This window comes from Lysobacter humi (ex Lee et al. 2017) (genome assembly GCF_054781815.1).
This window is the reverse complement of sequence record NZ_BAAGTR010000012.1, coordinates 688,779-710,841: the sequence shown is the minus strand read 5'-3', so window position 1 is coordinate 710,841 and position 22,063 is coordinate 688,779. Positions and strand designations below refer to the sequence as shown.

The 22,063-nt window shown below is 70.6% G+C and carries 20 protein-coding genes and 1 riboswitch; of the genes, 6 read left to right on the top strand and 14 right to left on the bottom strand.

Annotated elements, in window-relative coordinates; genetic code table 11:
- Complete coding sequence (locus ACYVJJ_RS14335; RefSeq protein ID WP_460834570.1) at window positions 1-1,044, top strand: sensor histidine kinase; 1,044 nt, start codon at window positions 1-3, stop codon at window positions 1,042-1,044.
- Window positions 1,041-1,757, top strand: coding sequence for a LytR/AlgR family response regulator transcription factor (locus ACYVJJ_RS14330; RefSeq protein ID WP_460834568.1), 717 nt, complete (start codon window positions 1,041-1,043; stop codon window positions 1,755-1,757). The genes ACYVJJ_RS14335 and ACYVJJ_RS14330 overlap by 4 nt, the downstream gene beginning before the upstream one ends.
- A gap of 18 nt (window positions 1,758-1,775) precedes the next feature.
- On the opposite strand, the gene ACYVJJ_RS14325 is transcribed toward ACYVJJ_RS14330, so the two are convergent.
- Window positions 1,776-2,438, bottom strand: coding sequence for a hypothetical protein (locus tag ACYVJJ_RS14325; RefSeq protein ID WP_460834567.1), 663 nt, complete (start codon window positions 2,436-2,438; stop codon window positions 1,776-1,778).
- A 283-nt stretch (window positions 2,439-2,721) separates the two neighbouring features.
- Between ACYVJJ_RS14325 and ACYVJJ_RS14320 the strand changes: the two genes are divergently transcribed.
- Window positions 2,722-3,075 (top strand): hypothetical protein, encoded by a 354-nt coding sequence (locus ACYVJJ_RS14320; RefSeq protein ID WP_460834565.1) that lies wholly within the window; start codon window positions 2,722-2,724, stop codon window positions 3,073-3,075.
- Window positions 3,076-3,142: 67 nt separating this feature from the next.
- Here the strand turns inward: ACYVJJ_RS14320 and ahcY are convergent, their stop codons facing one another.
- From ahcY to metK, 3 genes are all read right to left on the bottom strand, one after another.
- Complete coding sequence (gene ahcY / locus ACYVJJ_RS14315) at window positions 3,143-4,576, bottom strand: adenosylhomocysteinase (protein WP_460834563.1); 1,434 nt, start codon at window positions 4,574-4,576, stop codon at window positions 3,143-3,145.
- Window positions 4,577-4,611: 35 nt separating this feature from the next.
- Window positions 4,612-4,705, bottom strand: a riboswitch (S-adenosyl-L-homocysteine riboswitch).
- Window positions 4,706-4,892: 187 nt separating this feature from the next.
- Window positions 4,893-6,503, bottom strand: a complete 1,611-nt coding sequence (locus tag ACYVJJ_RS14310; protein WP_460834561.1) for an SDR family NAD(P)-dependent oxidoreductase — start codon at window positions 6,501-6,503, stop codon at window positions 4,893-4,895.
- Between the two features lie 242 nt (window positions 6,504-6,745).
- Window positions 6,746-7,957 (bottom strand): methionine adenosyltransferase, encoded by a 1,212-nt coding sequence (gene metK / locus ACYVJJ_RS14305; RefSeq protein WP_460834559.1) that lies wholly within the window; start codon window positions 7,955-7,957, stop codon window positions 6,746-6,748.
- 136 nt (window positions 7,958-8,093) lie between these two features.
- Between metK and ACYVJJ_RS14300 the strand changes: the two genes are divergently transcribed.
- Window positions 8,094-9,134, top strand: coding sequence for a metal-dependent hydrolase (locus tag ACYVJJ_RS14300; protein ID WP_460834558.1), 1,041 nt, complete (start codon window positions 8,094-8,096; stop codon window positions 9,132-9,134).
- Window positions 9,135-9,152: 18 nt separating this feature from the next.
- On the opposite strand, the gene ACYVJJ_RS14295 is transcribed toward ACYVJJ_RS14300, so the two are convergent.
- From ACYVJJ_RS14295 to ACYVJJ_RS14265, 7 genes are all read right to left on the bottom strand, one after another.
- Complete coding sequence (locus ACYVJJ_RS14295) at window positions 9,153-10,034, bottom strand: DUF6999 family protein (protein ID WP_460834556.1); 882 nt, start codon at window positions 10,032-10,034, stop codon at window positions 9,153-9,155.
- A complete protein-coding gene (locus ACYVJJ_RS14290) occupies window positions 10,031-11,938 on the bottom strand; it encodes a 3-oxoacyl-[acyl-carrier-protein] synthase III C-terminal domain-containing protein (RefSeq protein ID WP_460834554.1) in 1,908 nt (635 codons plus the stop codon). The genes ACYVJJ_RS14295 and ACYVJJ_RS14290 overlap by 4 nt, the downstream gene beginning before the upstream one ends.
- Window positions 11,939-12,001: 63 nt before the next feature.
- The gene (locus tag ACYVJJ_RS14285) at window positions 12,002-12,829 is read right to left on the bottom strand and encodes a methyltransferase domain-containing protein (protein WP_460834553.1); all 828 of its coding nucleotides are present in this window, start codon (window positions 12,827-12,829) and stop codon (window positions 12,002-12,004) included.
- Between the two features lie 152 nt (window positions 12,830-12,981).
- The gene (dusB, locus tag ACYVJJ_RS14280; protein WP_460834551.1) at window positions 12,982-13,977 is read right to left on the bottom strand and encodes a tRNA dihydrouridine synthase DusB; all 996 of its coding nucleotides are present in this window, start codon (window positions 13,975-13,977) and stop codon (window positions 12,982-12,984) included.
- Between the two features lie 48 nt (window positions 13,978-14,025).
- On the bottom strand, window positions 14,026-14,991 hold the full coding sequence (locus tag ACYVJJ_RS14275) for a ribokinase (protein ID WP_460834549.1): 966 nt from the start codon (window positions 14,989-14,991) through the stop codon (window positions 14,026-14,028).
- Between the two features lie 3 nt (window positions 14,992-14,994).
- Window positions 14,995-16,290, bottom strand: a complete 1,296-nt coding sequence (locus ACYVJJ_RS14270; RefSeq protein WP_460834548.1) for a NupC/NupG family nucleoside CNT transporter — start codon at window positions 16,288-16,290, stop codon at window positions 14,995-14,997.
- Window positions 16,291-16,396: 106 nt separating this feature from the next.
- Complete coding sequence (locus ACYVJJ_RS14265; protein ID WP_460834546.1) at window positions 16,397-16,957, bottom strand: TMEM165/GDT1 family protein; 561 nt, start codon at window positions 16,955-16,957, stop codon at window positions 16,397-16,399.
- 298 nt (window positions 16,958-17,255) lie between these two features.
- On the opposite strand from ACYVJJ_RS14265, the gene ACYVJJ_RS14260 reads away from it, so the two are divergent.
- The gene (locus ACYVJJ_RS14260; RefSeq protein ID WP_460834545.1) at window positions 17,256-18,230 is read left to right on the top strand and encodes an aldo/keto reductase; all 975 of its coding nucleotides are present in this window, start codon (window positions 17,256-17,258) and stop codon (window positions 18,228-18,230) included.
- A 43-nt stretch (window positions 18,231-18,273) separates the two neighbouring features.
- Here ACYVJJ_RS14260 and ACYVJJ_RS14255 read toward each other — a convergent pair whose 3' ends face one another.
- The 3 genes from ACYVJJ_RS14255 to ACYVJJ_RS14245 are packed head-to-tail and all read right to left on the bottom strand — an operon-like array spanning window position 18,274 to window position 21,019.
- A complete protein-coding gene (locus tag ACYVJJ_RS14255; RefSeq protein WP_460834544.1) occupies window positions 18,274-19,548 on the bottom strand; it encodes a PDZ domain-containing protein in 1,275 nt (424 codons plus the stop codon).
- Between the two features lie 36 nt (window positions 19,549-19,584).
- Window positions 19,585-20,403 (bottom strand): hypothetical protein, encoded by an 819-nt coding sequence (locus ACYVJJ_RS14250; protein ID WP_460834542.1) that lies wholly within the window; start codon window positions 20,401-20,403, stop codon window positions 19,585-19,587.
- Window positions 20,396-21,019: an RNA polymerase sigma factor gene (locus ACYVJJ_RS14245; protein WP_460834541.1), complete on the bottom strand. Its 624-nt coding sequence runs from the start codon at window positions 21,017-21,019 to the stop codon at window positions 20,396-20,398. The genes ACYVJJ_RS14250 and ACYVJJ_RS14245 overlap by 8 nt, the downstream gene beginning before the upstream one ends.
- Before the next feature lie 86 nt (window positions 21,020-21,105).
- Between ACYVJJ_RS14245 and ACYVJJ_RS14240 the strand changes: the two genes are divergently transcribed.
- Window positions 21,106-22,062, top strand: coding sequence for an SPFH domain-containing protein (locus tag ACYVJJ_RS14240; RefSeq protein WP_460834539.1), 957 nt, complete (start codon window positions 21,106-21,108; stop codon window positions 22,060-22,062).
- Window position 22,063 lies beyond the last annotated feature (1 nt).

Below are 22,063 nucleotides of genomic sequence, written 5' to 3'. Positions count from 1 at the left end.
ATGACGACCGCCCCGTCCGCACGCCGCTTCTGGATCGCCAATGTCGCGGTGTGGGCCCTCTACGGCCTGCTGTCGATCGGGATGGGGCGGGTGTTCGGCGGGGCCCTGTCGTCGGGGATCGTGATCGTGAGCGTCGCGCTGAGCGCGTCGCTGCTTGTCATCAGCGGCGCGATCCGCGCGGTCGCGCTGCGGCAACGATGGCTGGAGCGGGACGGGGGCGCGATCGCCGTCCGGCTGCTCGCATCGGTCGCGGTCGGCGCCGCGCTGGTGCAGGTGGCGGTCGCCGCGATCACCATCCCGTCGGTGCGCCTGGGCCTCATCGCGTTTCCCGCCTACACGGGTTACGGCGTCGGGCAGGTGCTCGGGTACTGGATCAATACGGTCATCGTGCTGGGCCTGTGGACGGGCGCATGGTCCGGCTGGCGCATCCTGCGGCGTGCGCGCACGAGCGAGCTCGCGGCACTGCGCGCGGAGTCCGAGCGGCGCGCGCTGGAGCTCGAATCGCTCCGTGCGCGGCTCAATCCGCACTTCGTCTTCAATGCCCTCAACAACCTGCGCGCGCTGATCCTCGAGGATCCGGAGCGCGCGCGGGAGCTGGTCACGCGCCTGTCCGGCACGCTGCGCCATGCGCTCGAGCACAGCCAGCGCGACTGGACGACCTTGCGCGAGGAGTGCGCGGTGGTCGACGACTATCTGGCGGTCGAGGCGGTGCACTACGAGACACGCCTGCGTCCACTGATCGACGTTCCGGCCGACGTGCTCGACGCACGCCTCCCCCCGATGGCCCTGCAGCTCCTCGTCGAGAACGCGATCAAGCACGGTATCTCGCGCACGCCCGGTGGCGGCGTGCTCGCCCTCGCGGCGCGTCGCAAGGGCGCCACGCTGGTGGTCGACGTTCGCAATCCGGGCCGCCTCGAGGCGGCGGGCGAGGGCACCGGCGTCGGCCATGCCTTCCTGCGCCATCGCCTGCAGCAGGCGGGCGGGCGCTTTTCGATCGCGCAGGACGGCGCCGACGTCGTCGCCCGCATGGAGATCCCGCAATGAAGCCGCTGCGCGTGCTGATCGTCGACGACACCCGCCTGGCGCGCCAGGAGCTGCGCACGCTGCTGCGCGACATCCCCGACATCGACTGCGTCGGCGAGGCCGACGACGTGCCGACCGGCCGCGAGGCGATCGAGCGCCTCGCACCCGACGTCGTGCTGCTCGACATCCAGATGCCTTCCGGCACCGGGTTCGACCTGCTCGACAGCCTCGAGGTCGCGCCGCAGGTCATCTTCACCACGGCCTACGACCAGTACGCGGTGAAGGGCTTCGAGGCGAACGCGCTCGACTACCTGCTCAAGCCGGTACAGGCCGACCGGCTGGCCGCGGCACTCGCCAAGGCGCGTGGCGCGGCACCGCCCGACGCCGCGCGTGAGCTGCTGCGCGGCGAGGACCAGGTCTTCCTGCGCGACGGCGAACGCTGCTGGTTCGTACAGCTCGCGCAGATCAGCCGCATCGAGGTCGACGGCAACTACGCCACCGTGCACTTCCGCGGCGAGAAGGCCATGCTCGGCCGCAGCCTCGCGACGCTGGAGGCGCGGCTCGATCCGTCCCTGTTCTTCCGCGCCAACCGCAATACGCTGGTGAACCTGCGCATGGTGCAGGCGATCGACCTCGCGGTCGGCGACGGCTACACGCTCACGCTGCGCGATGGTGCGGAAGTGGAGGTTTCGCGGCGGCAGGCGCGCGAGCTGCGCGAGAAGCTCGCGCTCTGAAGGACGGCGGCGCGCCGCTCAGTGGGGCGCGGACGTCTCCAGCGCGATGCTCCCTCCGCCGCTCGACGCCGACGCGATCCCCGCGGCATCGAGCAGCACGAAGGGCACGCCGCCGTGCTGCAGCTCGACGGCGCCGAACCAGCTCATCGTGGTCGGCGGCGTCGCCGAGCCCTGTGCGATCACCGCCTCGGGAAAGCCGGCGCGCCGCAGCACGTCGTCCGTCTCGCGATCGTTGCGGGCCATCAGCTGCTGGCGCATGCCCTCGGTGATCGGCAGCGTGGCGTCGAGGCTGCTGCGATGCAGGCCGACGCGCGAGTCGGTGGTCATCTCACGCGAACGGGCGGCGGCCCACAGGAGCGCGCAGGCGCTGGAGCAGCGTCCCGCGATGCGCACCGTGATCCCGCGCCGGTTCGCCAGCTGCGCGACGCGCAGCGCGGGCCCACGCATGCCGCCGGGGCTGCGCAGCACCAGCCAGCGCGTCTGCGGATGCTCGCGCAGCATCGCCTGCACGTGCGATTCGAACTTCGGCCCGATCGGCCCGTCGACCATGACGCTGCGGTGCGCCGGGTCGGCGATCACGCTCGCGTCCCCGAGGTCGGATGCCGGCGCGCTCCCCGCGGCCATGGCACTGCTAATGGCAATAAGGGCGCCGAGCGCGGCCTTGATGAGATGGTGTTTCACGTACGTCGAACCGGTTGATCCCCCGGGCCAATCCTTGGTCGCCGGGAAAGGCAACGGTGTGTCGCGCGTCGCACATCCGACCAGTGAGTGAAGGCAATGTGATGGTCGCGAAGCTCACTGCCGACCCCCGGCCGCGGGGCGCAGATCTTTAGCGGCCGTTGGTGGCGGACGGCGCGCTCGGCAGCTCGTGCGAGCGGCGCGGGCGTCGACTGGCGGCGCTTGCGCCCTACCCACGGCCGTCAGCTAGACTGCCCGCGTGAATGGACTCACCGAGGAGCGTGTCGTGACGCGTTGGATCCCGTTTCTCCTGGCCGCCGCGCTGTGGCCGTCGACCTCCGCCGCCCAGCAGGGCGAACAGGGCCTGATGTGGCGTGCGGGCGATCCCTTCGTCTTCTGCCGCTACGGCCTCGACCAGACGCCCAAGGCCTGGTTTCCGGTGCCGAACTACACGGGCGCTTTCGCGATTACGCCGGGGTACTGCCCGGGTCCGACCCCGAACTGCGGCCCCTACCTGCGCGGATGGACGCAGACGGAGATCCAGTCCTATTTCGTCTACCTGCGCATCTGCCCGCAGGCCGAACGCTCCGGGCGCTGGAACGGGCCGGGCAACGGCACGACCACGCCGTTCCGCCATTGACCGGACGCGGGAGGCCGAAACGAGAAACGGGCGCCGAGGCGCCCGTTTCCGTATGCGTGGACCGCGATCAGTAGCGGTAGTGGTCCGGCTTGTACGGGCCTTCCGGATCGACGCCGAGGTAGGCGGCCTGCTCGTCGGTCAGGCGCGTGAGCACCACGCCGATCTTCTCCAGGTGCAGGCGCGCGACTTCCTCGTCGAGCTTCTTCGGCAGGATGTAGACCTTCGCCTCGTACTCGTCCTTCTTCGCCCACAGGTCGATCTGCGCGAGCGTCTGGTTCGAGAACGAGTTCGACATCACGAAGCTCGGATGGCCGGTGGCGCAGCCGAGGTTCACCAGGCGGCCTTCGGCGAGCAGGAAGATGGAGTTGCCGTTCGCGAACGTGTACTTGTCGACCTGCGGCTTGATGTTGGTGCGCTGCGCGCCCGACTGGTTCAGCGCATCGACCTGGATCTCGTTGTCGAAGTGGCCGATGTTGCAGACGATCGCCTGGTCCTTCATCTGCTGCATGTGCTCGAGCGTGATGACGTCCTTGTTGCCGGTCGTCGTCACGTAGATGTCGCCACGGCCGAGCGTCGACTCGATCGTGTTGACCTCGAAGCCTTCCATCGCGGCCTGCAGCGCGTTGATCGGATCGATCTCGGTGACCACCACGCGCGCGCCGTAGGCACGCAGCGAAGCCGCCGAGCCCTTGCCGACGTCGCCATAGCCGCAGACCACCGCGACCTTGCCGGCAAGCATCACGTCGAGCGCGCGCTTCAGGCCGTCGGCCAGCGACTCGCGGCAGCCGTAGAGGTTGTCGAACTTCGACTTCGTCACCGAGTCATTGACGTTGATCGCCGGCACCAGCAGCTTGCCCTGCTGGGCGAGCTGGTAGAGGCGGTGCACGCCGGTGGTGGTCTCCTCGGAGACGCCCTTCCAGTCGCGCACGACGGTGCCCCAGAAGCCCGGACGCTCCTTTGCGACGCGCTTGAGGAGGTTCTTGATCACCTGCTCCTCGTGCGAGGAAGCCGGCGCGTTGACCCAGCTCGCGTCGCCCTGCTCGAGCTCGTAGCCCTTGTGGATCAGCAGCGTGACGTCGCCGCCGTCGTCGACGACCAGCTGCGGGCCCAGCTGGCCGGGAAACGTCAGCGCATCGAGCGTGCAGTCCCAGTACTCCTCGAGCGATTCGCCCTTCCAGGCGAACACCGGGGTGCCGGAGGCGGCGATCGCGGCCGCGGCGTGGTCCTGCGTCGAGAAGATGTTGCAGGAGGCCCAGCGCACGTCGGCGCCGAGGTCCTTCAACGTCTCGATCAGCACGGCCGTCTGGATCGTCATGTGCAGCGAGCCGGTCACGCGCACGCCGGCGAGCGGCTGCTGCGCGGCGTACTTGCGGCGGATCGACATCAGGCCCGGCATTTCCTGCTCGGCGATGTCGATCTCCTTGCGACCCCAGTCGGCCAGCGCGATGTCGGCGACCTTGTAGTCGCCCTCGGTGGAGAAGGTCTTGATCTGTGCGTTCATGGATTGCTCCGTTCAGGAGTCCGACGTGGACTCGCGTCAAACGGGCGCCGTTGCAGGAAAACCTTGCCGAGCCTGATTCCGGTTGGACACGCCTGCACGGCGGCCGGACTTGCAGCGCCCCTCGGCAGGGCGCCGCCATTCTATCGCGCCGCGCAGCTCCGCACGTGCAACACGCCCGGAACGCACCGGGTGCGCGACTAGCGGCAGTTCGCGCCCAGCCGCGGCCGCTTGATGCGGCGGAACAGTCACCTCGCCCTGTCCGGCCGGCGTCGCACGCCGGCACCTGGAGTCCGCGACCGCTGCGGGGAACCCGGCCTCACCAGTCCGTCGGCTTGTAATCCTTCAGGAACTGCCCCCAGACGTGCTCGCCGGTGTTGAGGCCATGGATGATCGGATCGACGATCCGCGCCGCGCCGTCCAGGATGTCGAGCGGCGGGTGGAAGCGCTCCTCGACGACCTTGCGCGCGGCGATCTCGACCGGATCCTCGTCGGTCACCCAGCCGGTGTCGACAGCATTCATGTGGATGCCGTCGGCCTGGTAATCGGCGGCGGACGTGCGCGTCATCATGTTCAGCGCGGCCTTCGCCATGTTCGTGTGCGGATGCTTGGTCGTCTTGAAGTTGCGATAGAACTGCCCTTCGACGGCCGAGACGTTCACGATGTGCTTGTCGCGGCCCGGGGTGCGCAGCATCAGCGGCTTCAGGCGGGCATTGAGGATGAACGGGGCGATCGCGTTGACGAGCTGGGTCTCCAGCAGCTCGACCGTCGGCACCTCGTGCATCAGCAGACGCCATGAATTCCGGCCGCGCAGGTCGACCTGCTGCAGGTCCGCGTCGAGGCGTCCCTCGGGGAACAGGTGCTTCTGGCCGAGCAGCTCCTCGGCGAGCAGCGGGATCTGCGAGAGCTCGGCCGCACGCGCGAGCCCCGGTGCCTCGCGCAACGCGCCGCTGTCGCGCGCGACCAGCCCGTGCGTGCCATCACCCTCGGGCAGCATGGTGTAGCTGCGCAGGCCCTCGTAGCGGCCGATCAGGCGGCGGATGCGCTCGGGCGCCTCGTGCAGCGCCGCGGTCTCGCCTTCCATCATGTGCGCATAGAACTCGGGGGGGCGGCGCACGGTCTGGCAGGCATTGTTGATGATGAAGTCGAGGCGGTCGTGGGTCTTGAGCAGCTCCGTGCAGAACGCCTCGACGCTGGGCGTGTGGCGCAGGTCGAGGCCGAAGATCTCCAGCCGGTGCGCCCAGTCCTCGAAGTCGGGCTCCTGTGCATAGCGCATCGCGGAATCGCGCGGAAAGCGCGTGGTGACGATCAGCCGTGCACCGGCGCGCAGCAGCTTCATGCCGGCCTGGTAGCCGATCTTCACGCGGCCGCCGGTGAGGAGTGCCACGCGACCGCTCAGGTCCGCCAGCTCCGTTCGCTTGAAGAAGTTGAAGTCCGCGCACGGCGAGCAGAGCTGGTCGTAGAAGTGATGGACCTGCGTGTACTTCTGCTTGCAGACGTAGCAGTGCAGCAGCTCGGGCGATTCGCGCCCGGGGGTGGCGATATGCGGCGCGTACGCCTCGAGCATCGGCTGGCCGGGAGCAGTCGGCGGGAAATAGTTGGGCGTGGTGAAGACCGGCTTGCGGCGCAGTTCTCGGATACCGGTGGAGTCGAGCAGCGCCTCGGTGCGACGCACCTTCTCTGCAGCGCGCTCGCGCTCCAGCGCTTTCAGGCGCGCGCGGCGGGCCTTAGGGTCCGGCAGGAAGACTTCCGCTACGTAAGCATGCAGCCGCGCGCGGTCTTCGGCGGGCACGCCGTCCAGCAGCGTTCGATCTCTCGCGATGTCGGCCAGCAGAGCGGCGGCGTCGCGTACGCGCTCGACGAGCTCGCGTGCAGGCGAGGGCGCATCGGCGTGCGCGTCCGCCCGGCGGGCGGCGATGGTGTCGGTCATGGTAGGTAGCGCTCAGGCGACGCAGGCTGCGTTCGCGTCGGGCCGGGCCGAATGGCCGGCGGGTGCGCATTCTCGCATCGATGGCCCCGCGAGGCGGATCGACTGCCTGAACGGGTGCCTGGCCCCGCCTCTTGGGGCCGGCCGGGCGACCGAGGGCTGACTTCGTGCGCCGGGTCCACGCGGCCCCGAAAGCAGAACGGGCCGCTTTCGCGGCCCGTTCTGTCGTCGCATCGCGAAGCCGATTACAGCCCCGCTTCCTTGCGCAGCGCCTCGGCGCGATCGGTCTTTTCCCACGAGAAGGCCGTGGCGGTCTCCGACTTGCCGTCCTGGCCGGTGTAGGTCAGCTCGTACGGCGCGCGGCCGAAGTGGCCGTAGGCGGCGGTCGGCTGGTAGACCGGGTGGATCAGGTCGAGCATCTTGACGATGCCGTACGGGCGCAGGTCGAAGTGCGCGCGGATCAGCTGCTCGATCTTGTCGTCGCTGATCTTGCCGGTGCCGAACGTGGTGACCGAGATCGAGGTCGGCTCGGCGACGCCGATCGCGTAGGACACCTGCACCTCGCAGCGCTCGGCGAGGCCGGCCGCGACGATGTTCTTGGCGACGTAGCGCGCGGCGTAGGCGGCCGAGCGGTCGACCTTCGACGGATCCTTGCCCGAGAACGCGCCGCCGCCGTGGCGGGCCATGCCGCCGTAGCTGTCGACGATGATCTTGCGACCGGTCAGGCCGCAGTCGCCGACCGGGCCGCCGATCACGAAGATGCCGGTCGGGTTGATGTGCACCTTGTTCTTCGGCAGGTTCGCGAGCCACTCGGCCGGCAGCACCGGCTTGAGGATCGTCTCGTAGACGGCCTCGACGAGGTCGTTCTGCGAGATCTCCGGATCGTGCTGCGTGGAGAGCACCACGGCGTCGAGGCCGATCACCTTGTGGTTCGCGTCGTAGCGCAGCGTGACCTGGCTCTTGGCGTCCGGGCGCAGCCACTTCAGCGTGCCGTCCTTGCGGACGCGCGCCTGCTGCTCGACGAGGCGATGGCTGTAGTACAGCGGCGCCGGCATGAACTCGGGGGCCTCGTCGCAGGCGAAGCCGAACATCAGGCCCTGGTCGCCCGCGCCCTGCTCCTCGGGGGAGGTGCGATCCACGCCCGCGGCGATGTCCGGCGACTGCTTGCCGAGCATGTTGATGATGGCGCAGGTGTGGCCGTCGAAGCCGACGTTCGAATTGTCGTAGCCGATCTGGTTGATGACGTTGCGCGCGAGCTGCTCGATGTCGACCCACGCGCTCGTGGTGACTTCGCCCGCGACGATGGCCGCGCCCGTCTTCACCAGCGTCTCGCAGGCCACGCGCGCGCGCTTGTCCTGCGCCAGGATCGCGTCCAGGACGGCGTCGGAGATCTGGTCGGCGATCTTGTCCGGATGGCCTTCGGAGACCGATTCGGAGGTGAAGAGGTAGCTGGACATCGGGATATATCCTCGTATCCGGATAGAAGGATGGGCGCGCATCATACAGATTCGCGACCGGCCGCGCATTCTGCACCCAGCCGGGTCGTCCAACGGTTAAGCCACGTGCCGCGCCCACGGCCGGTAGCATCGGCGGATGGATTCCGTCACCCAGTTCGTCCTCGGCGCGGCCGTCGCCGCCGCCATCGCGCCGCCCCGTCATCGGCGTGCCGCGCTGCTCGCAGGTGCCGCGCTCGGCACGCTTCCCGACCTCGACGTCCTCGTCATCAATGCGTTGACCGAGCACCCGGTGCACCGCATGACCTGGCATCGCGGCTTCAGCCATTCGCTGCTGGTGCTGCCGGTGATCGGGCTGCTGCTGTGGGCAGCGTTCCGGCGCTGGGGATGGCGCGTGCGCGAAGCGCCGACGCGCTGGTTCTGGGCGATCCAGCTGGCGCTCGTCACGCATCCGCTGCTCGATGCCTTCACCGTCTACGGCACGCAACTGCTCTGGCCGCTGCGCCGGCCGCCGACGATGGGCGCGAGCGTCTTCATCATCGATCCGCTCTATACGGTCTGGCTGCTCGCTGCCTGTACGATCGCCGCGTGGCTCGGCGAGCGCCGCGGCGCGCAGCGGGCGCTGGTGGCCGCGCTCGCGATCAGCAGCGCCTACCTGGGCTGGTCGCTGCTGGCGAAGTCGATGGTGGAGCGCGCGGCCGAGCGCAGCCTCGCGACGATGGGCCTGGCCGATGCGCCACGCTTCTCGGTGCCGATGCCGTTCAACACGCTGCTTTGGCGCGTCGTCGCGATGACGCCCGATGGCTTCGTGGAGGGCGAACGCTCGATCGTCGCCGATGACGGCCCGATGCGGTTCCGGCGTTATCGCTCCGACGTCGCCGCGCTCGCGGCGGTGCGCGGCTGGCCGATCGTGCGCGAGCTCGCCTGGTTCAACCATGGCTTCATGAAGGCCGAAGTGCGCGAGGGGCGCCTCGTGCTCAGCGACCTGCGCATGGGCAGCGAGCCGGACTACACCTTCCGCTTCGTCGTGGCACGCCGCGACGGTGACCGCTGGGTGCCCGTCCCGGTCGAGCAGCCCGAATGGCCGTGGGAGGCGCGAAAGCGGCTCTCGCAGATGTGGACGCGGATCTGGAACCCGGCGCCGGGCGAACCGGCAGCCGCGGGCGGTCGGACACCCTGAGCGCGGCCGCTGCCGCGATCAGATGACTACAGCGCGCGCCTCCCGCGAGACACGCAGCTGGCGGAGCAGCCCGTGCAGCATCTCGGTCGACAGGCCATGGAGGCTCAGCCGGAAGCCGGCGCGGAGCGTCGACATCGGCACCAGCGGATGCCGGTTGTTCACAAGCACCAGATGGTTGCGCGCGTCCAGCAACGTCGCGGCGTACATGCCGATCGTCTCGTCGAGCTGCAGCGAGTTGGTCGCGCGCCAGAAGTCGCTGTCGGTGAGCAGCAGCTGGTAGATCGGCGTGAACAGCTCGATCGAGCTCTGCAGGTCGAGGAAATTGCGGCCGCGCGCGGGCATGTCCTCGAGCCGCACGGGCGGGTCCACGATCATCGAGAGGTCGGGCTCGCGCACGTGCTCGAGCTGCAGGCCCTTCTCCCGCAGCGCGAGGTTGAGCCGGATCACGAAGTTGTAGAGGTTGAGGTCGTGCACGAGGAACATGTCCTCGCGCACGTCGCACGGCGCCATCGGGCGCAGCGGGTTCACGGGTACTTCCACGGGCGCATTACGTCCGATGAACTCGAGCACCTGCGAGCCCAGGTGGAAGTGGCGCAGGATCAGCCAGTTGGCCTCCGGCCGGATGAAGTTCTCCATGCCCCAGGCGAGCAGCCGGTGCAGCGTGCGCGAGTAGGCGGTGCGCGGCATGAACAGCTTGATGACCTGGATCAGGATGATCGCGAGCCGCGCGAACGGCCGCACGAAGGGCAGCACGAACTGCCGCGACCACGAGCTCGAATCCGCGAGCCAGGCGCGCTTGACCTCGTCGTCGATCGGGGTGCTGCGGTCGAGGTAGAGCGCGAGCCACGGGTCGGGGTCGCGGGGGTCGTAGGGGCGATCGAGGAAGTCGGCGCGCTTCACGGGGTCGCGCCTCCCACTTCGAGGTGCTCGAACTGCATCAGATAGAGCTCGGCCGTGCGTCGCGCGGTCTCGACGATTGCACGCGCGCCGGGCCCCGGCACGGCCTCGCCATCGTGCTCGAGCACGATCTCCACGCCGCGCAGCCAGCGCAGGAGGTGGTGCTCATCGTTCGCGCCGTGGTAGTCGAGGAAGCGGTAGGCATCGGGGGGCAGGTCGAGCGCGGCCTTCATCAGCGGCAGCAGTGCCGGAATGATGCGCTGGCCGGTGCCCTCGATGACGTAGATCGCGCCCAGCAGCCCGACCGGGTTCGGGCGCGCGGCCATCGCGTGCAGGTAGCTGTTGAGCGCCTCGCCGCCGGGGTTGCGGCGCAGCAGGTCGATGTCGTCGACTTCGCCGCCGGCGCGGCGGTAGTCGTCGAAGAGGATCCTGAAGTCGTCCTGCTCGTCGCCTGCATGGGTCTCGATCAGTGCTGCGAGTGCCTCGTAGGGCGCGCTCACGGACGCGGCGCCCTCGCGCATCCACTTGCTGCCCTCGCGCACCTGCGGGATCCAGTCGCGCATCCAGGCACGGTAGTCGGATGCCGTGAAGCGGCCCTCGCGCAGTGCGCGGATCATCGGTGTGCGCCAGACGCGCGATCGGTAGTCGTGCCAGATCGTCGCCAGCTCGCCGAGCACGTGGCGCAGGGCGGGCGGGGCGGCGTCGGGATCGTGCGGGGGCGGGACGGCAGCGGTATCGGTCGAGACCGGGGCGTGCGCGGGCCGCGACGTTGATGCCGGCGCTGGGCCGTCGGCGGCTTCCACGTCCAGCAATGCAAAGGCCACGGTGAACCGGCCGGATTCGGGCACGAAGCACAGGATCCGCTCGCCGGCCTTGAGCTCACGGCTGCGCACGAACTCGTCGAGCATGATGAAGATCGACGCCGCGCCCGTGTTGCCGCGTGTGACGAGGTTGCTGTACCAGCGCTCGCGCGGGATCGCGAGGCCCGCCTTCTGCATGAGCTCGTCGACCACCGGCGCGAAGCGCTCCGACGAGTAGTGGCAGAGGAAGTGGTCGATTCGCGACGGGTCGATGTGCCCCTCGTGCGCGAGCCGCGCGTACTCGTGCACGCCGACGTCGAACAGGTGAGGCAGCAAGCGGATGTCCTGCCGAAGCTGCAGCGCGCCGGCGGCCTCGGCATCGCTCCACGCGTCGAAGTCGAGGTGGGAGCGCATGCGATCCGGCGTCAGGCCGACCTGCATGCACACCGGGTAGTCGCCGGCGAACGAGCGCTGGTGGATGAAGCGCAGCCGCAGTCGAAGCCCCTGCTGGGGCGCCGAGGTGAGCAGCAGCGCGCCGGCGCCGTCGGAGAGCATCCAGCGCAGGAAGTGCGCGTCGAAATCCGTGCTGTAGCCGCAGGCGGCGTACCGCGAGCGCTTGAACAGGCGCGAGGGCATCTCGGCCGCGGCGACCAGCGCATGCGCATGCCCGCCGAGCTCGATCGCCGACGCGGCCGCTTCGAGTGCACCCATTCCGGAGGCGCAGATGCCGTGCGCCGAGAGCGTCTGCATCGGCGGCGCGGCGAGCTCGCCCTGCACCATGCTCGCGAAGCCCGGCATGAGCGTGTCGCCGCCGGAGGTGGCGCAGGCGAGCAGGCCGATACGGTCGAGGGGCAGGCCGGTCTGGGCGAGGCAGTCGCCGACGGCCGCGGCGGCCATCCCAGCGCAGCTGATCGCCGTGCGGCCCTCGGCATCGAGCGCGTAGTGGCGCGTGCGGATGCCGTTCTCGCCCAGGATGCGCCGCTTGATGCGCGGCGAGAGCCGGTCCAGCGGCGCCACGTAGGCGTCCATGCCCTCGTTGTCGACAGGCGGGCCCGGCAGGTGGCGGCCCGTGGCCGTCACCCAGGTGCGTTCGAAATAGGTGGGCATGCGCGCGATCGTGTCCCCGGTGCGCGCATTCTGACGGCTCCCGCCGCGGCGGGCATCCCCGGCTCAGTAGACGACGGCGCGCGCCTGCACGAAGGCGTCGAAGAGCGCCGCGTTCGGATCGTTCTGCACGAGCTCGAGCTCGCGCTTCATCGCGTCGACCACTTCGCAGGTGACGGCGCCGGCCTCGATGAGCTTGTCGGCCGCCGAGAGCAGCAGTTCGCCCCAGAACGCGATCAGCTCCTTCCGCCGCGCGGGCTCGCGGTTGTCGAGGTGGAACGTCTTGATCGCGGTCTCGACGTCGCGGTACCCGGCCGCCAGCAGCAGGTTGCCGAGCTTGCCGCCGATGAACGGGTCGCCACCCTGATTGAACTGGTAGTCGTTGAAGGCCATCCAGTAGCGCCAGACGTTCGGCGAATACGGATCGAGCAGCAGCGCGGAGTTCATCACCTCGGTGACGTAGACCGGCGAGCCGGGGATCAGCACGCGCCGGACCTCGCTCAGGACGCGCGCCGGGGACGGCACGTGCTCGAGCACCCAGCACAGGAACGCGCCGTCGAAGCTGCGCGGCTCGAAGGGCAGGTCGCCCGCGTCGGCCTGGTGGAGTTCGTAGCGGCCCTCGAGCCACGGCTTCGCGGCGAGCTGCTCGCGTGCGGTGGCGAGCTGCGCCTCGCTGAGGTCCACGCAGGTGACGTGGAGTTCCGGGAATCGGCGCATGAGGATCTCGGTCTGCGCGCCGACGCCGCTGCCGACCTCCAGCAGGCGCCGCGCGCCCGTGTAGTCGATGTCGCGGAAGACCAGCGGCTCGGCGATGCGTGCCTGGCGCAGCAGGCGGGCCTGCTCGGTCTTCGAGAAGCCGTGGAGGTAGCGGGTGTCGTGCGGTCGTTCGGTCATCGTCGCGGCTCCGGCGGTGACGCGCAGGCTAGCCCTTCGGGGCGGTGTGCGTCGTCAACATGCAGGCGATTCAGCATGCCACTCGCTTGCATCCGGCTTGCCGCTGCAACGCGCTGCGCAGCGCCGGCGGCCCGCCGGTCGCGGGATGTCGCTCAGGCGGCCTGCGGTACGGGCGTGCCGCCCGCGAGGAGCGCGTCGAAGTACTCGCGCGTCAGCCGCAGCTGCGCATCGGCCGTCTCCGCGCGGTTGACGACGGCGCGGAAGGCCGCGTTCTCGGGGCGGTCCTTCGCATACCAGCCCAGGTGCTTGCGCGCGATGCGCACGCCGGAAACCTCCCCGTAGAACCCGTGCAGCGCCTCGAGATGGCCGAGCAGCACGTCGCGCACCTCCTCGAGCGAGGGCGGCGGCAGTTCCTCACCCGTGGCGAGGTAGTGCGCGACCTCGCGGAAGATCCACGGCCGCCCCTGCGCGGCGCGGCCGATCATCACCGCATCGCAGCCGGTGCGCGCGAGCACCTCGGCGGCCTTGCGCGGGGAGTCGATGTCGCCGTTGGCCACCACCGGGATCGACAGCGCGGCCTTCACCTCGGCGATCGTGTCGTACTCGGCGACGCCGGTGTACTGCTGGTCCCGCGTGCGGCCGTGGATCGCGAGCGAGGCGATGCCGGCGCTCTCGGCGATGCGCGCGATGCGCAGCGCGTTCTTCGCGTCGGCCGCCCAGCCGGTGCGGATCTTGAGCGTCACCGGCACGTCGACCGCCGCGACCATCGCGTCGAGGATGCGCCCCACGAGTGCCTCGTCGCGCATCAGCGCCGAACCCGCCCAGGCATTGCAGACCTTCTTGGCCGGGCAGCCCATGTTGATGTCGATAATCTGCGCGCCGTGGTCGACGTTGTATCGCGCGGCCTCGGCCATCACCTCGGGGACCGTGCCGGCGATCTGCACGCTGATCGGCGCGGGCTCGTCGACGTGGTCCATGCGATGGCGCGATTTCGCGGTGTTCCAGAAGCGCGGATCGGACGTCGTCATCTCGGACACGCAGAGTCCCGCGCCGAGCCGCTTGCAGAGCAGGCGGAACGGCTTGTCGGTGACGCCCGCCATGGGGGCGAGGATCACCCGCGGGGTGATCTCATGGGCTCCGATGCGCATGCCGCCATTGTAAAGCGGGTCGCGGCCAGGCCCGGCGCGGGCCGGCGATCAGCCGGCCGCGAGGCGCTGCTCCACCTCGGCCGCCAGCGGCATGGCCAGGGCAGCGCCGGTGCGCTCGGTGGAGACGGAGGCATACGCCCCGGCGCGCCGCACGTGCTCGGCGAAGGGCCGCCCGGGCGCATTCGCGAGCGAGGCACAGAGCGCGCCATTGAAGGCGTCGCCCGCGCCGGTGGTGTCGATCGCCTTTACCGCGAGCGCGGGCATGCGGTAGCGGTCGGCCGCATCGCCGCGGAGCCGGTCCGGAGGGTGGGAGACGAAGCAGCCGGCCGCGCCGAGCGTCACCACGACGCTAGCCTCCGGCGCGAGCGCACGACATCGCGCGTGCAGGACCTCGTCCGGTGAGCCGGCGACGGCGTTCGGGTCGAGCGCCCCGCCGCCGTGCCGCGCGAGGAGCGCGGCGAACTCGGTCTCGTTGGGCGTCAGCACGTCGGCGAGGGCGATCAGCGAGGGGGTGGTGGGTGCATCGGCGGGCGCGGGGTTGAGGACGGTTGTCGCGCCCGCCGCACGGCCGAGCTCGAGCGCACGCGATGCGGCGGCGGATGGCGTCTCGAGCTGCACGAGCACGACGCCGGCATCGCCGCCGAATTCGTGCTCGACGTGCGCCGCACCCAGCAGGGCATTGGCGCCCGCCGCCACCGCGATCGAATTGCGGCCCGCCGCATCGACGAAGATGCCGGCGCTGCCGGTGGGCGCCGCGGCGATAGCATCGCGCAGGTCGATGCCGTCGGCGACCGCGAGCGCGCGCGCGAGCTGGCCGCCGGCGTCGTCGCCCAGCGCGCAGACGAACCGCGTGGCGGCACCCGAGCGCGCCGCCGCCACGGCCTGGTTGAAGCCCTTGCCGCCGGGCCCGCTCGCATACCGCGCCGAGCGCGTCTCGCCCGGCACGGGCAGTGCGTCGAGCGTCCAGGCGTGGTCGACGTTGAAGCTGCCGACCACCAGCACACCCGCGCCCATGGCTCAGCCGAAGTAGGTCAGCACGCCCGCGATGGTCGCGGTCATGAAGGTGGCGATGGAGCCGCCGAGCACCGCGCGCAGGCCGAACCGCGCGAGATCGCCACGGCGCTCGGGCGCGAGGCCGCCGATGCCGCCGATCTGGATCGCGATCGAGCTGAAGTTGGCGAAGCCGCAGAGCGCGTAGGTCGCGATCAGGCGGCCCTGCTCGGTCAGCACGACGCCGGGCGTCTTGCCATTGATGATGTCGGCGAGCTGCAGGTAGGCCACGAACTCGTTGATCACGATCTTCTGGCCGATCAGCGAGCCGACCACCTGCGCGTCCTGCCACGGCGTGCCGATCACCCAGGCGATCGGCGCAAGCACGAAGCCGAAGATCGTGGCGAGGTCCGTCGGCTTGCCGATCGCGGCCGAGAGGCCCGTCACTTCGCCGAGCCAGGTGAGCGGCGCGTTGACCATCGCGATCAGCGCGATGAAGGCCAGCAGCATCGCGGCGATGTTGAGCGCGAGCTTGAGGCCGTCGCCCGCGCCCGCGGCCGCGGCGTCGATGACGTTCGCGGTGGACTTCTCCACTTCCATCTTCACGGTGCCGCGCGTGAGCGGCTCCTGTGTCTCGGGGACGAGGATCTTGGCGATGACCAGCGTGGCCGGCGCGGCCATGATCGAGGCCGCGAGCAGGTGCTTGGCGTAGAAGGCCTGCGCGACCGGATCGCCGCCGCCGAGCATGCCGACGTAGGCCGCGAGCACGCCGCCGGCGATGTGGGCCATGCCACCGATCATCATCGTGATGAGCTCGGACTCGGTCATGCGAGGGATGTACGGGCGCACGGTGAGCGGCGCCTCGGTCTGGCCGATGAAGACGCTCGCGCAGACCGAGGTGGTTTCCGCGCCGGATACGCGCATCACTCGCGTGATCGCCCAGGCCATGCCGCGCACGATCCACTGCATCACGCCGAGGTGGTAGAGCACGCCCATGAAGGCGGCGAAGAAGATGATGGTGGGCAGCACCTGGAACGCGAAGATGAAGCCGAACTTCGTCGTGTCCATCAGGTCGCCGAAGATGAACTTCGAGCCTTCGCCGACGAACGAGAGGATGCGCACGAAGCCCTGGCCGATCGCGTCGAAGACGTCCTTGCCGCCCGGCACCAGCAGCACGAGCGCGGCGAAGCCGATCTGCAGCGCCACGCCGGTGGCGACGAGCTTCCAGTCGACCGCGCGCTTGTTGTTGGAGAACAACCAGGCGATGCCGAGAAGCACGGCCAGCCCGAACAGGCCGAATCCGATGCGGGCCAATGCGTCCACGGAACCCCCGAGAAAATCGTTATGCCGACGTGACGGCGACCGGGCAGCCTAGACGAGGCGCCGCGCGGGCGGCAAGCGCCGGTCGCTTAACGCATTCCGGATCGCCTCAGCCGAGGCCGCGGACGGCCACCCACGCCGCCAGCGCCGCGAACACCGCGGCGGCCGCCAGCCGCGCGGCGCGCAACGGCAGCCGGTCGGCGAAGCGGCTCCCCAGCGCGACGACGGGCACGTTCGCCAGCAACATGCCGAGGGTCGTGCCGAGGATCACCTGCGCGAGCGCGTCGAAGCGGGTCGCGAGCAGCACGGTGGCGACCTGCGTCTTGTCGCCGATCTCGGCCAGGAAAAACGCGATGGTCGTCGCGATGAACGCCCCGCGCAGCGTGGACGGCCCGGCGTGGTCCAGGCGATCGGGTTTCAGCGTCCACAGCGCGACGGCGAGGAAGCTCCCCGCGACGAGCCAGCGAAGCGCCGACGGCGAGATCGCACCGGCGACCCAATGCCCCAGCCAGGCGGCGAGCGCGTGGTTGAGCAGCGTGGCGACGGTGATCCCGGCCACGATCGGCCACGGCCGGCGGTAGCGCGCGGCGAGGAGGAGCGCGAGCAGCTGCGTCTTGTCGCCGATCTCGGCGAGCGCGACGGTGGCGGTAGAGACGAGCAGGGCGCTCAAATCGGGGACTCCGGACCGGGCGGCGGACGCGAAGGCGGTCGCGCCCGGTCGGTCGCGTCCGCCTTCGGTCTTGCCCCAGATCCGATGGATCCTCCGCGCACCACGGCCGGCCGGCCGAGTGTGTTGACGCGCGGGCCGTCGTTGCGACGGCGGACTACTCCCCGAGAGGAGCGCGCATTATACGGCGCCGCGCCCTGCGCGACGCGACGCGGACCACACCCCGCGCCTGCAACCGTATGCAGCGGCGGCGCCGATGCCTGCGGTTTAGGATGCCTCGCCCATCGCGCAGGAGCCGTCCATGCAGTACCGCCGCCTCGGGGCCTCCGGCCTCCAGCTCTCCGCGCTGTCGTTCGGCGCGTGGCTCACGTTCGGCAACCAGGTGCCGCGCAGCGAATGCCGCAACCTGGTCGCCGCTGCCTGGGACCACGGCATCAACTTCTTCGACAATGCCGAGGGCTATGCCAACGGCGACGCCGAGCGCGTGATGGGCGACGTCATCGCCGACCTGCGCCTGCCGCGCGACGGCTACTGCGTCTCGAGCAAGGTCTTCTTCGGCGCGGCCGACGAGCCGCGCCCGACGCAGCGCGGCCTCTCGCGCAAGCACGTGCACGATGCCTGCAACGCGGCGCTCAGGCGGTTGCGCGTCGACGCGCTCGACCTCTACTTCTGCCATCGCCCCGATCCGGACACGCCGATCGAGGAGACGGTCTGGGCGATGGACACGCTGGTGCGCCAGGGCAAGGTGCTCTACTGGGGCACGTCGGAATGGCCCGCTGCGCTCATCCGCGAGGCCCACCGCGTGGCGCGCGCGCACCACCTGCATGCGCCGACCATGGAGCAGCCGCAGTACAACCTGCTGCATCGCGAGCGGGTCGAGCTCGAGTACGCGCCGCTGTATGCCGAGCTCGGACTCGGCACGACCACGTTCTCGCCGCTCGCCTCGGGCCTGCTGACCGGCAAGTACGCCGAGTCCGCAGCCGACGAGCCCGCGCGCCTGGAGCGCGAGGGCATGGGCTGGCTCAAGCGGATCGTGGTCGGCGATGCCAGCCAGCGACGGCTGCCGCGTGCGCAGCGCTTCGCGGAGACCGCGCGTGCGCTCGGCCATCCGCCGGCGACACTCGCGATCGCTTGGTGCCTGCGCAATCCGCACGTGTCGACGGTGATCCTCGGCGCGAGCCGCGTCGAGCAGCTGCTGCAGAACCTGGAGGCGCTCGCGCTGGTCGATGCGCTCGACCCGGCGCAGTGGCAGCAGGTCGAGGCCGCGGCCGCATAAAAAACGCGCCGGCAGGACCGGCGCGTCGGGACCCGCGTCGCGATCAGTCGACGCGTGAAACGGGTGCGGGCGGCGCAGGCGGCGCACTCGCGAAGGCCGGCGGGGCCGGGAGTCGCGCGGCGGCGGGCGGTGCCGGCGGCGCGGGTGGGGCAGGCGGCGGCACCTGACGCGGCGGTGCGGGCGGCGCCGGGGGCGCAGGCGGGGCGAGTGGGATCCGCATCGCCTTCGGCGCCCGGATCTGCGTGGTGCCCGGCTTGCGGTCGCGCAGGTACTCCACGGCGACCGTCGCGCCTTCGGGGCGGTCGCGCAGCAGGTCCATCACCTCCCGCGGCGTGGTGACGCGCGTCCCCGCGACGGAGCGGATCACGTCGCCCGACTGCAGGCCCTCCATCTGCGGACCCGCGCGCACGACGAGCACGCCGTCGGTGGCGCCGAAATAGCGGCCGAGCTGTGCGTCGACCGAGGCGAGGTTCAGCCCGTTCCAGCGGAAGGCCTCGGCGAGCGCCAGCGTGCGGCAGTCCTTGCCGTCCTTGCACATCGGATCGCGCGCGAGGCGGATGATCTCGCGATGCACCTCCGGCGCCACGCCGGGCGGCCCCATCTCGATGGGGTGGGGCATGCCCTCCGCGCCCGCGAGGTCGTGGCGGATCACGCGGCGGATCTTCTTGCCGTCGACCTCGTGCTCGGTGACGGTGGCGCCGCCGGGCGCGCCGGGCGCGCGGTGGATCTCGATGCGGTGGCCGTCGTGCTCGAGCGAACCGGGGCCCGTCATCAGGCGGCGCATGCCGGGCGCGCCGTCGACGTCGAGCATCGCGACCGATGCGCCTTTCGACGGCGTCACGGACGCGGTCGCCGCGCGACCGTCGCGCTCATAGCCGATCCGGACCGGTGTGCCTTCCTTCAGCCCGTCGAGACGCACGCGCAGGCGTTCCAGGCGCTCGGCGCCGTTCGCACCGGCGAGCGTGGCGCCATCGATGCTGAGGATGCGGTCGCCGGTGCGCAGCCCGGCCTTCGCCGCGCCGCTGTCGGGGGTGACGCCGGTGATGCGCACGCCCTTCGCATCATCGGCGTCCAGCAGCACGCCGAGCCGGGGCTTGGCGAGCAGGCGTCGCTCGAACATGAAGGGCCCGTCGCCCGGATGCCCGAGCTCGCGGGACAGTTCGGCGACGCGGCGCGCGGACTGCTCGAGCTGCGCACGCGCGGCTTCGAGCTCCTTCTCCTTGGCGGCGCGGTCGCCGGATTGGGCGACCGCCGCGAAGGCGACCAGGCTGCCCACGGCGGTGGCGAGCAGGGAGCGGTAGATGGGCGTGTCTCGCATGGTGACCTCGGTGTCGGAATCGGGTGTCGGAGGGAGTCAGTCGACGCGGGCGACGGTGTCCATGGAGGCGCCGTGGACCGCCATCCAGCGCTGCGTGCCTTCGAGCGCGGCGAGCTCCTGCAGCGCGTCGACGCGTCCGCGCCAGAGCGCGGCGAGCGCGCGGTCGTCCGTGCCGGGCTGGGAGAGCGCTGCATCGATCAGCCGCAGCCGGTCGTCGACGGCGGCGCTCATCACCGCCGCCGGTCCGCTCGCCATCGTCTCGTCGCGTGCATAGGCGACCAGCGCCTCGAGTCGCGCGGACTCGTCGCGCAGCGCGGCGAGGTCGGCCGCCGGCGTGGTGGTGGGTGACGCGTCGTTGGAGCGGTCGGTGATGCTCGCGACGTCCGCCGCGAGTGTGGGGCGGGCGGTAACCGTGCGTCGCGTCGTCGCGGCGCGACGTGGCAGGTCGGAACGGGCGCTGCGCGGTGCGGGGCGCGCCGTGGTGGTCTGGTCTACGGGAACGGCGGCGGCCATGCGCGGTCCCTCCGCCACGGCCGCGGCGCGCGGCGCTGCATCGGAGCGCTGCGCGGCGCGTGGGGTGTCGGCGGCGCTGCGCACCGTCGTCGTCCGCGGCATGGGCATCGACGGCTCTCGCATCAGTTGCCATGCGACGGGCAATGCGATGGCGAGCGTCGCTGCGAGTGCGGCGATGGTCCACGGTCGACGCCGCGCGCGTCGCGGCACCGATGCCGCGACCGGCAGGCGCGTCGCGATCCGCGACCAGCCGCCGTGCGGCGCATGCTCGAGGGGCAACGAGGCGAAGGCCTCGCTCCAGCTCGACGGCGCAGGGCGCGGGGCGATGCCGGCGTCAGCCATGGGCGGTCTCCGTGGGGGTTTCGAGCAGCGCGCGCAGGCGACGGCCGCCGCGCGCGAGTTGGGATTTCGAAAAGCTCGCGGTGCGCTGCATCAGGTCCGCGATCTCCTCGTGGGTGTAGCCCTCGGCGTGGTAGAGCCAGAGCACGGTGCGCGTCGCGGGCGGGAGCTTCAGCAGTGCACGGGCGAGTTGCGCGGCGTCGGCGGCCGCGGCCGGCGGCGGCGCGGTGTCCTCGAACTCGCGCTCGCCGAACGCACCGCCGATCGGCAGCTCGTCATCGAGCTGGCGGCGCCTGCGCAGACGCATCAGTGCCTCGTTGACCGCGACCTGGCGCAGCCAGCCCCAGAACGGGCTGCCACCGCGGAAGCCGTGCAGCCCGCTGAAGACCTTGAGCATGGTCTCCTGCAGCACGTCCGCGGCATCGTCGGGCCCACCGCAGAGACGCAGCGCGAGCGTGTACACGGGCCGCTCGAACCAGCGGTAGATCTGCTCGAAGGCGGCGTGCTCGCCGGCGCGCGCGCGCGCCAGGACGGCATCGGGCACGTCGAGCGCGAAGCTGCTGCGCACCGCGGGGGCGGGGCGGGCAGGCGGCGCGGCGAGGGCGGTTTCGGGCGGCATCGGGCTCATGGATGCACGGGGGTGTAAAAGCGTCGCAGCCCCGCGACGATGCCTATACTCGTCGCATCCACCTGGGGAGGGGTGTCATGTTCGGAACGATCCTGGGCGCCGTGCTCGTTTTCGCGGCCGTCATCATGGTCTTCAAGGCCGTGCGGATGGTGCCGCAAGGCTATGAGTGGACCGTCGAGCGGTTCGGCAAGTACACGCACACGTTGGACCCGGGCCTGCACTTCCTGATCCCGGTCATGTACGGCGTCGGCCGCAAGATCAACATGATGGAGCAGGTGATGGACGTCCCCAGCCAGGACGTGATCACCAAGGACAACGCCGTGGTGAAGGTGGACGGCGTCGTCTACTTCCAGGTGCTCGATGCGGCGAAGGCGGCCTACGAGGTCGCGACGCTGGAGATCGCCATCCTCAACCTGGTCATGACCAACATCCGCACCTCGATCGGCTCGATGGACCTCGACGAGTCGCTTTCCAAACGCGACGAGATCAATGCCAAGGTGCTGCTGTCGGTCGACCAGGCCACGCATCCGTGGGGCATCAAGGTCAACCGCATCGAACTCAAGGACATCCAGCCCCCGCGCGACCTCGTCGACTCGATGGCGCGGCAGATGAAGGCCGAGCGCGAGAAGCGCGCGAACATCCTCGAGGCCGAGGGCCATCGCCAGTCGGAGATCCTGCGCGCCGAGGGCGAGAAGCAGGGCGCGATCCTCGCGGCCGAGGGCAAGCGCGAGGCCGCCTTCCGCGAAGCCGAGGCCCGCGAGCGCCTCGCCGAGGCCGAGGCGAAGGCCACGCAGCTTGTGTCCACCGCGATTGCGCAGGGCGACGTGCAGGCGATCAACTACTTCGTCGCGCAGAAGTACATCGAGGCCTTCAAGGCACTCGCCGAGGCCCCCAACCAGAAGTTCGTGATGATGCCGATGGAGTCGTCGGCGATCGTCGGCTCGCTCGGCGGCATCGCGGAGCTCGCGAAGGAAGCCTTCGCGAACGCACCGGCGAAGGCGACGCCGCCCGCATTGCCGCGCGAGCGGGGCTGAC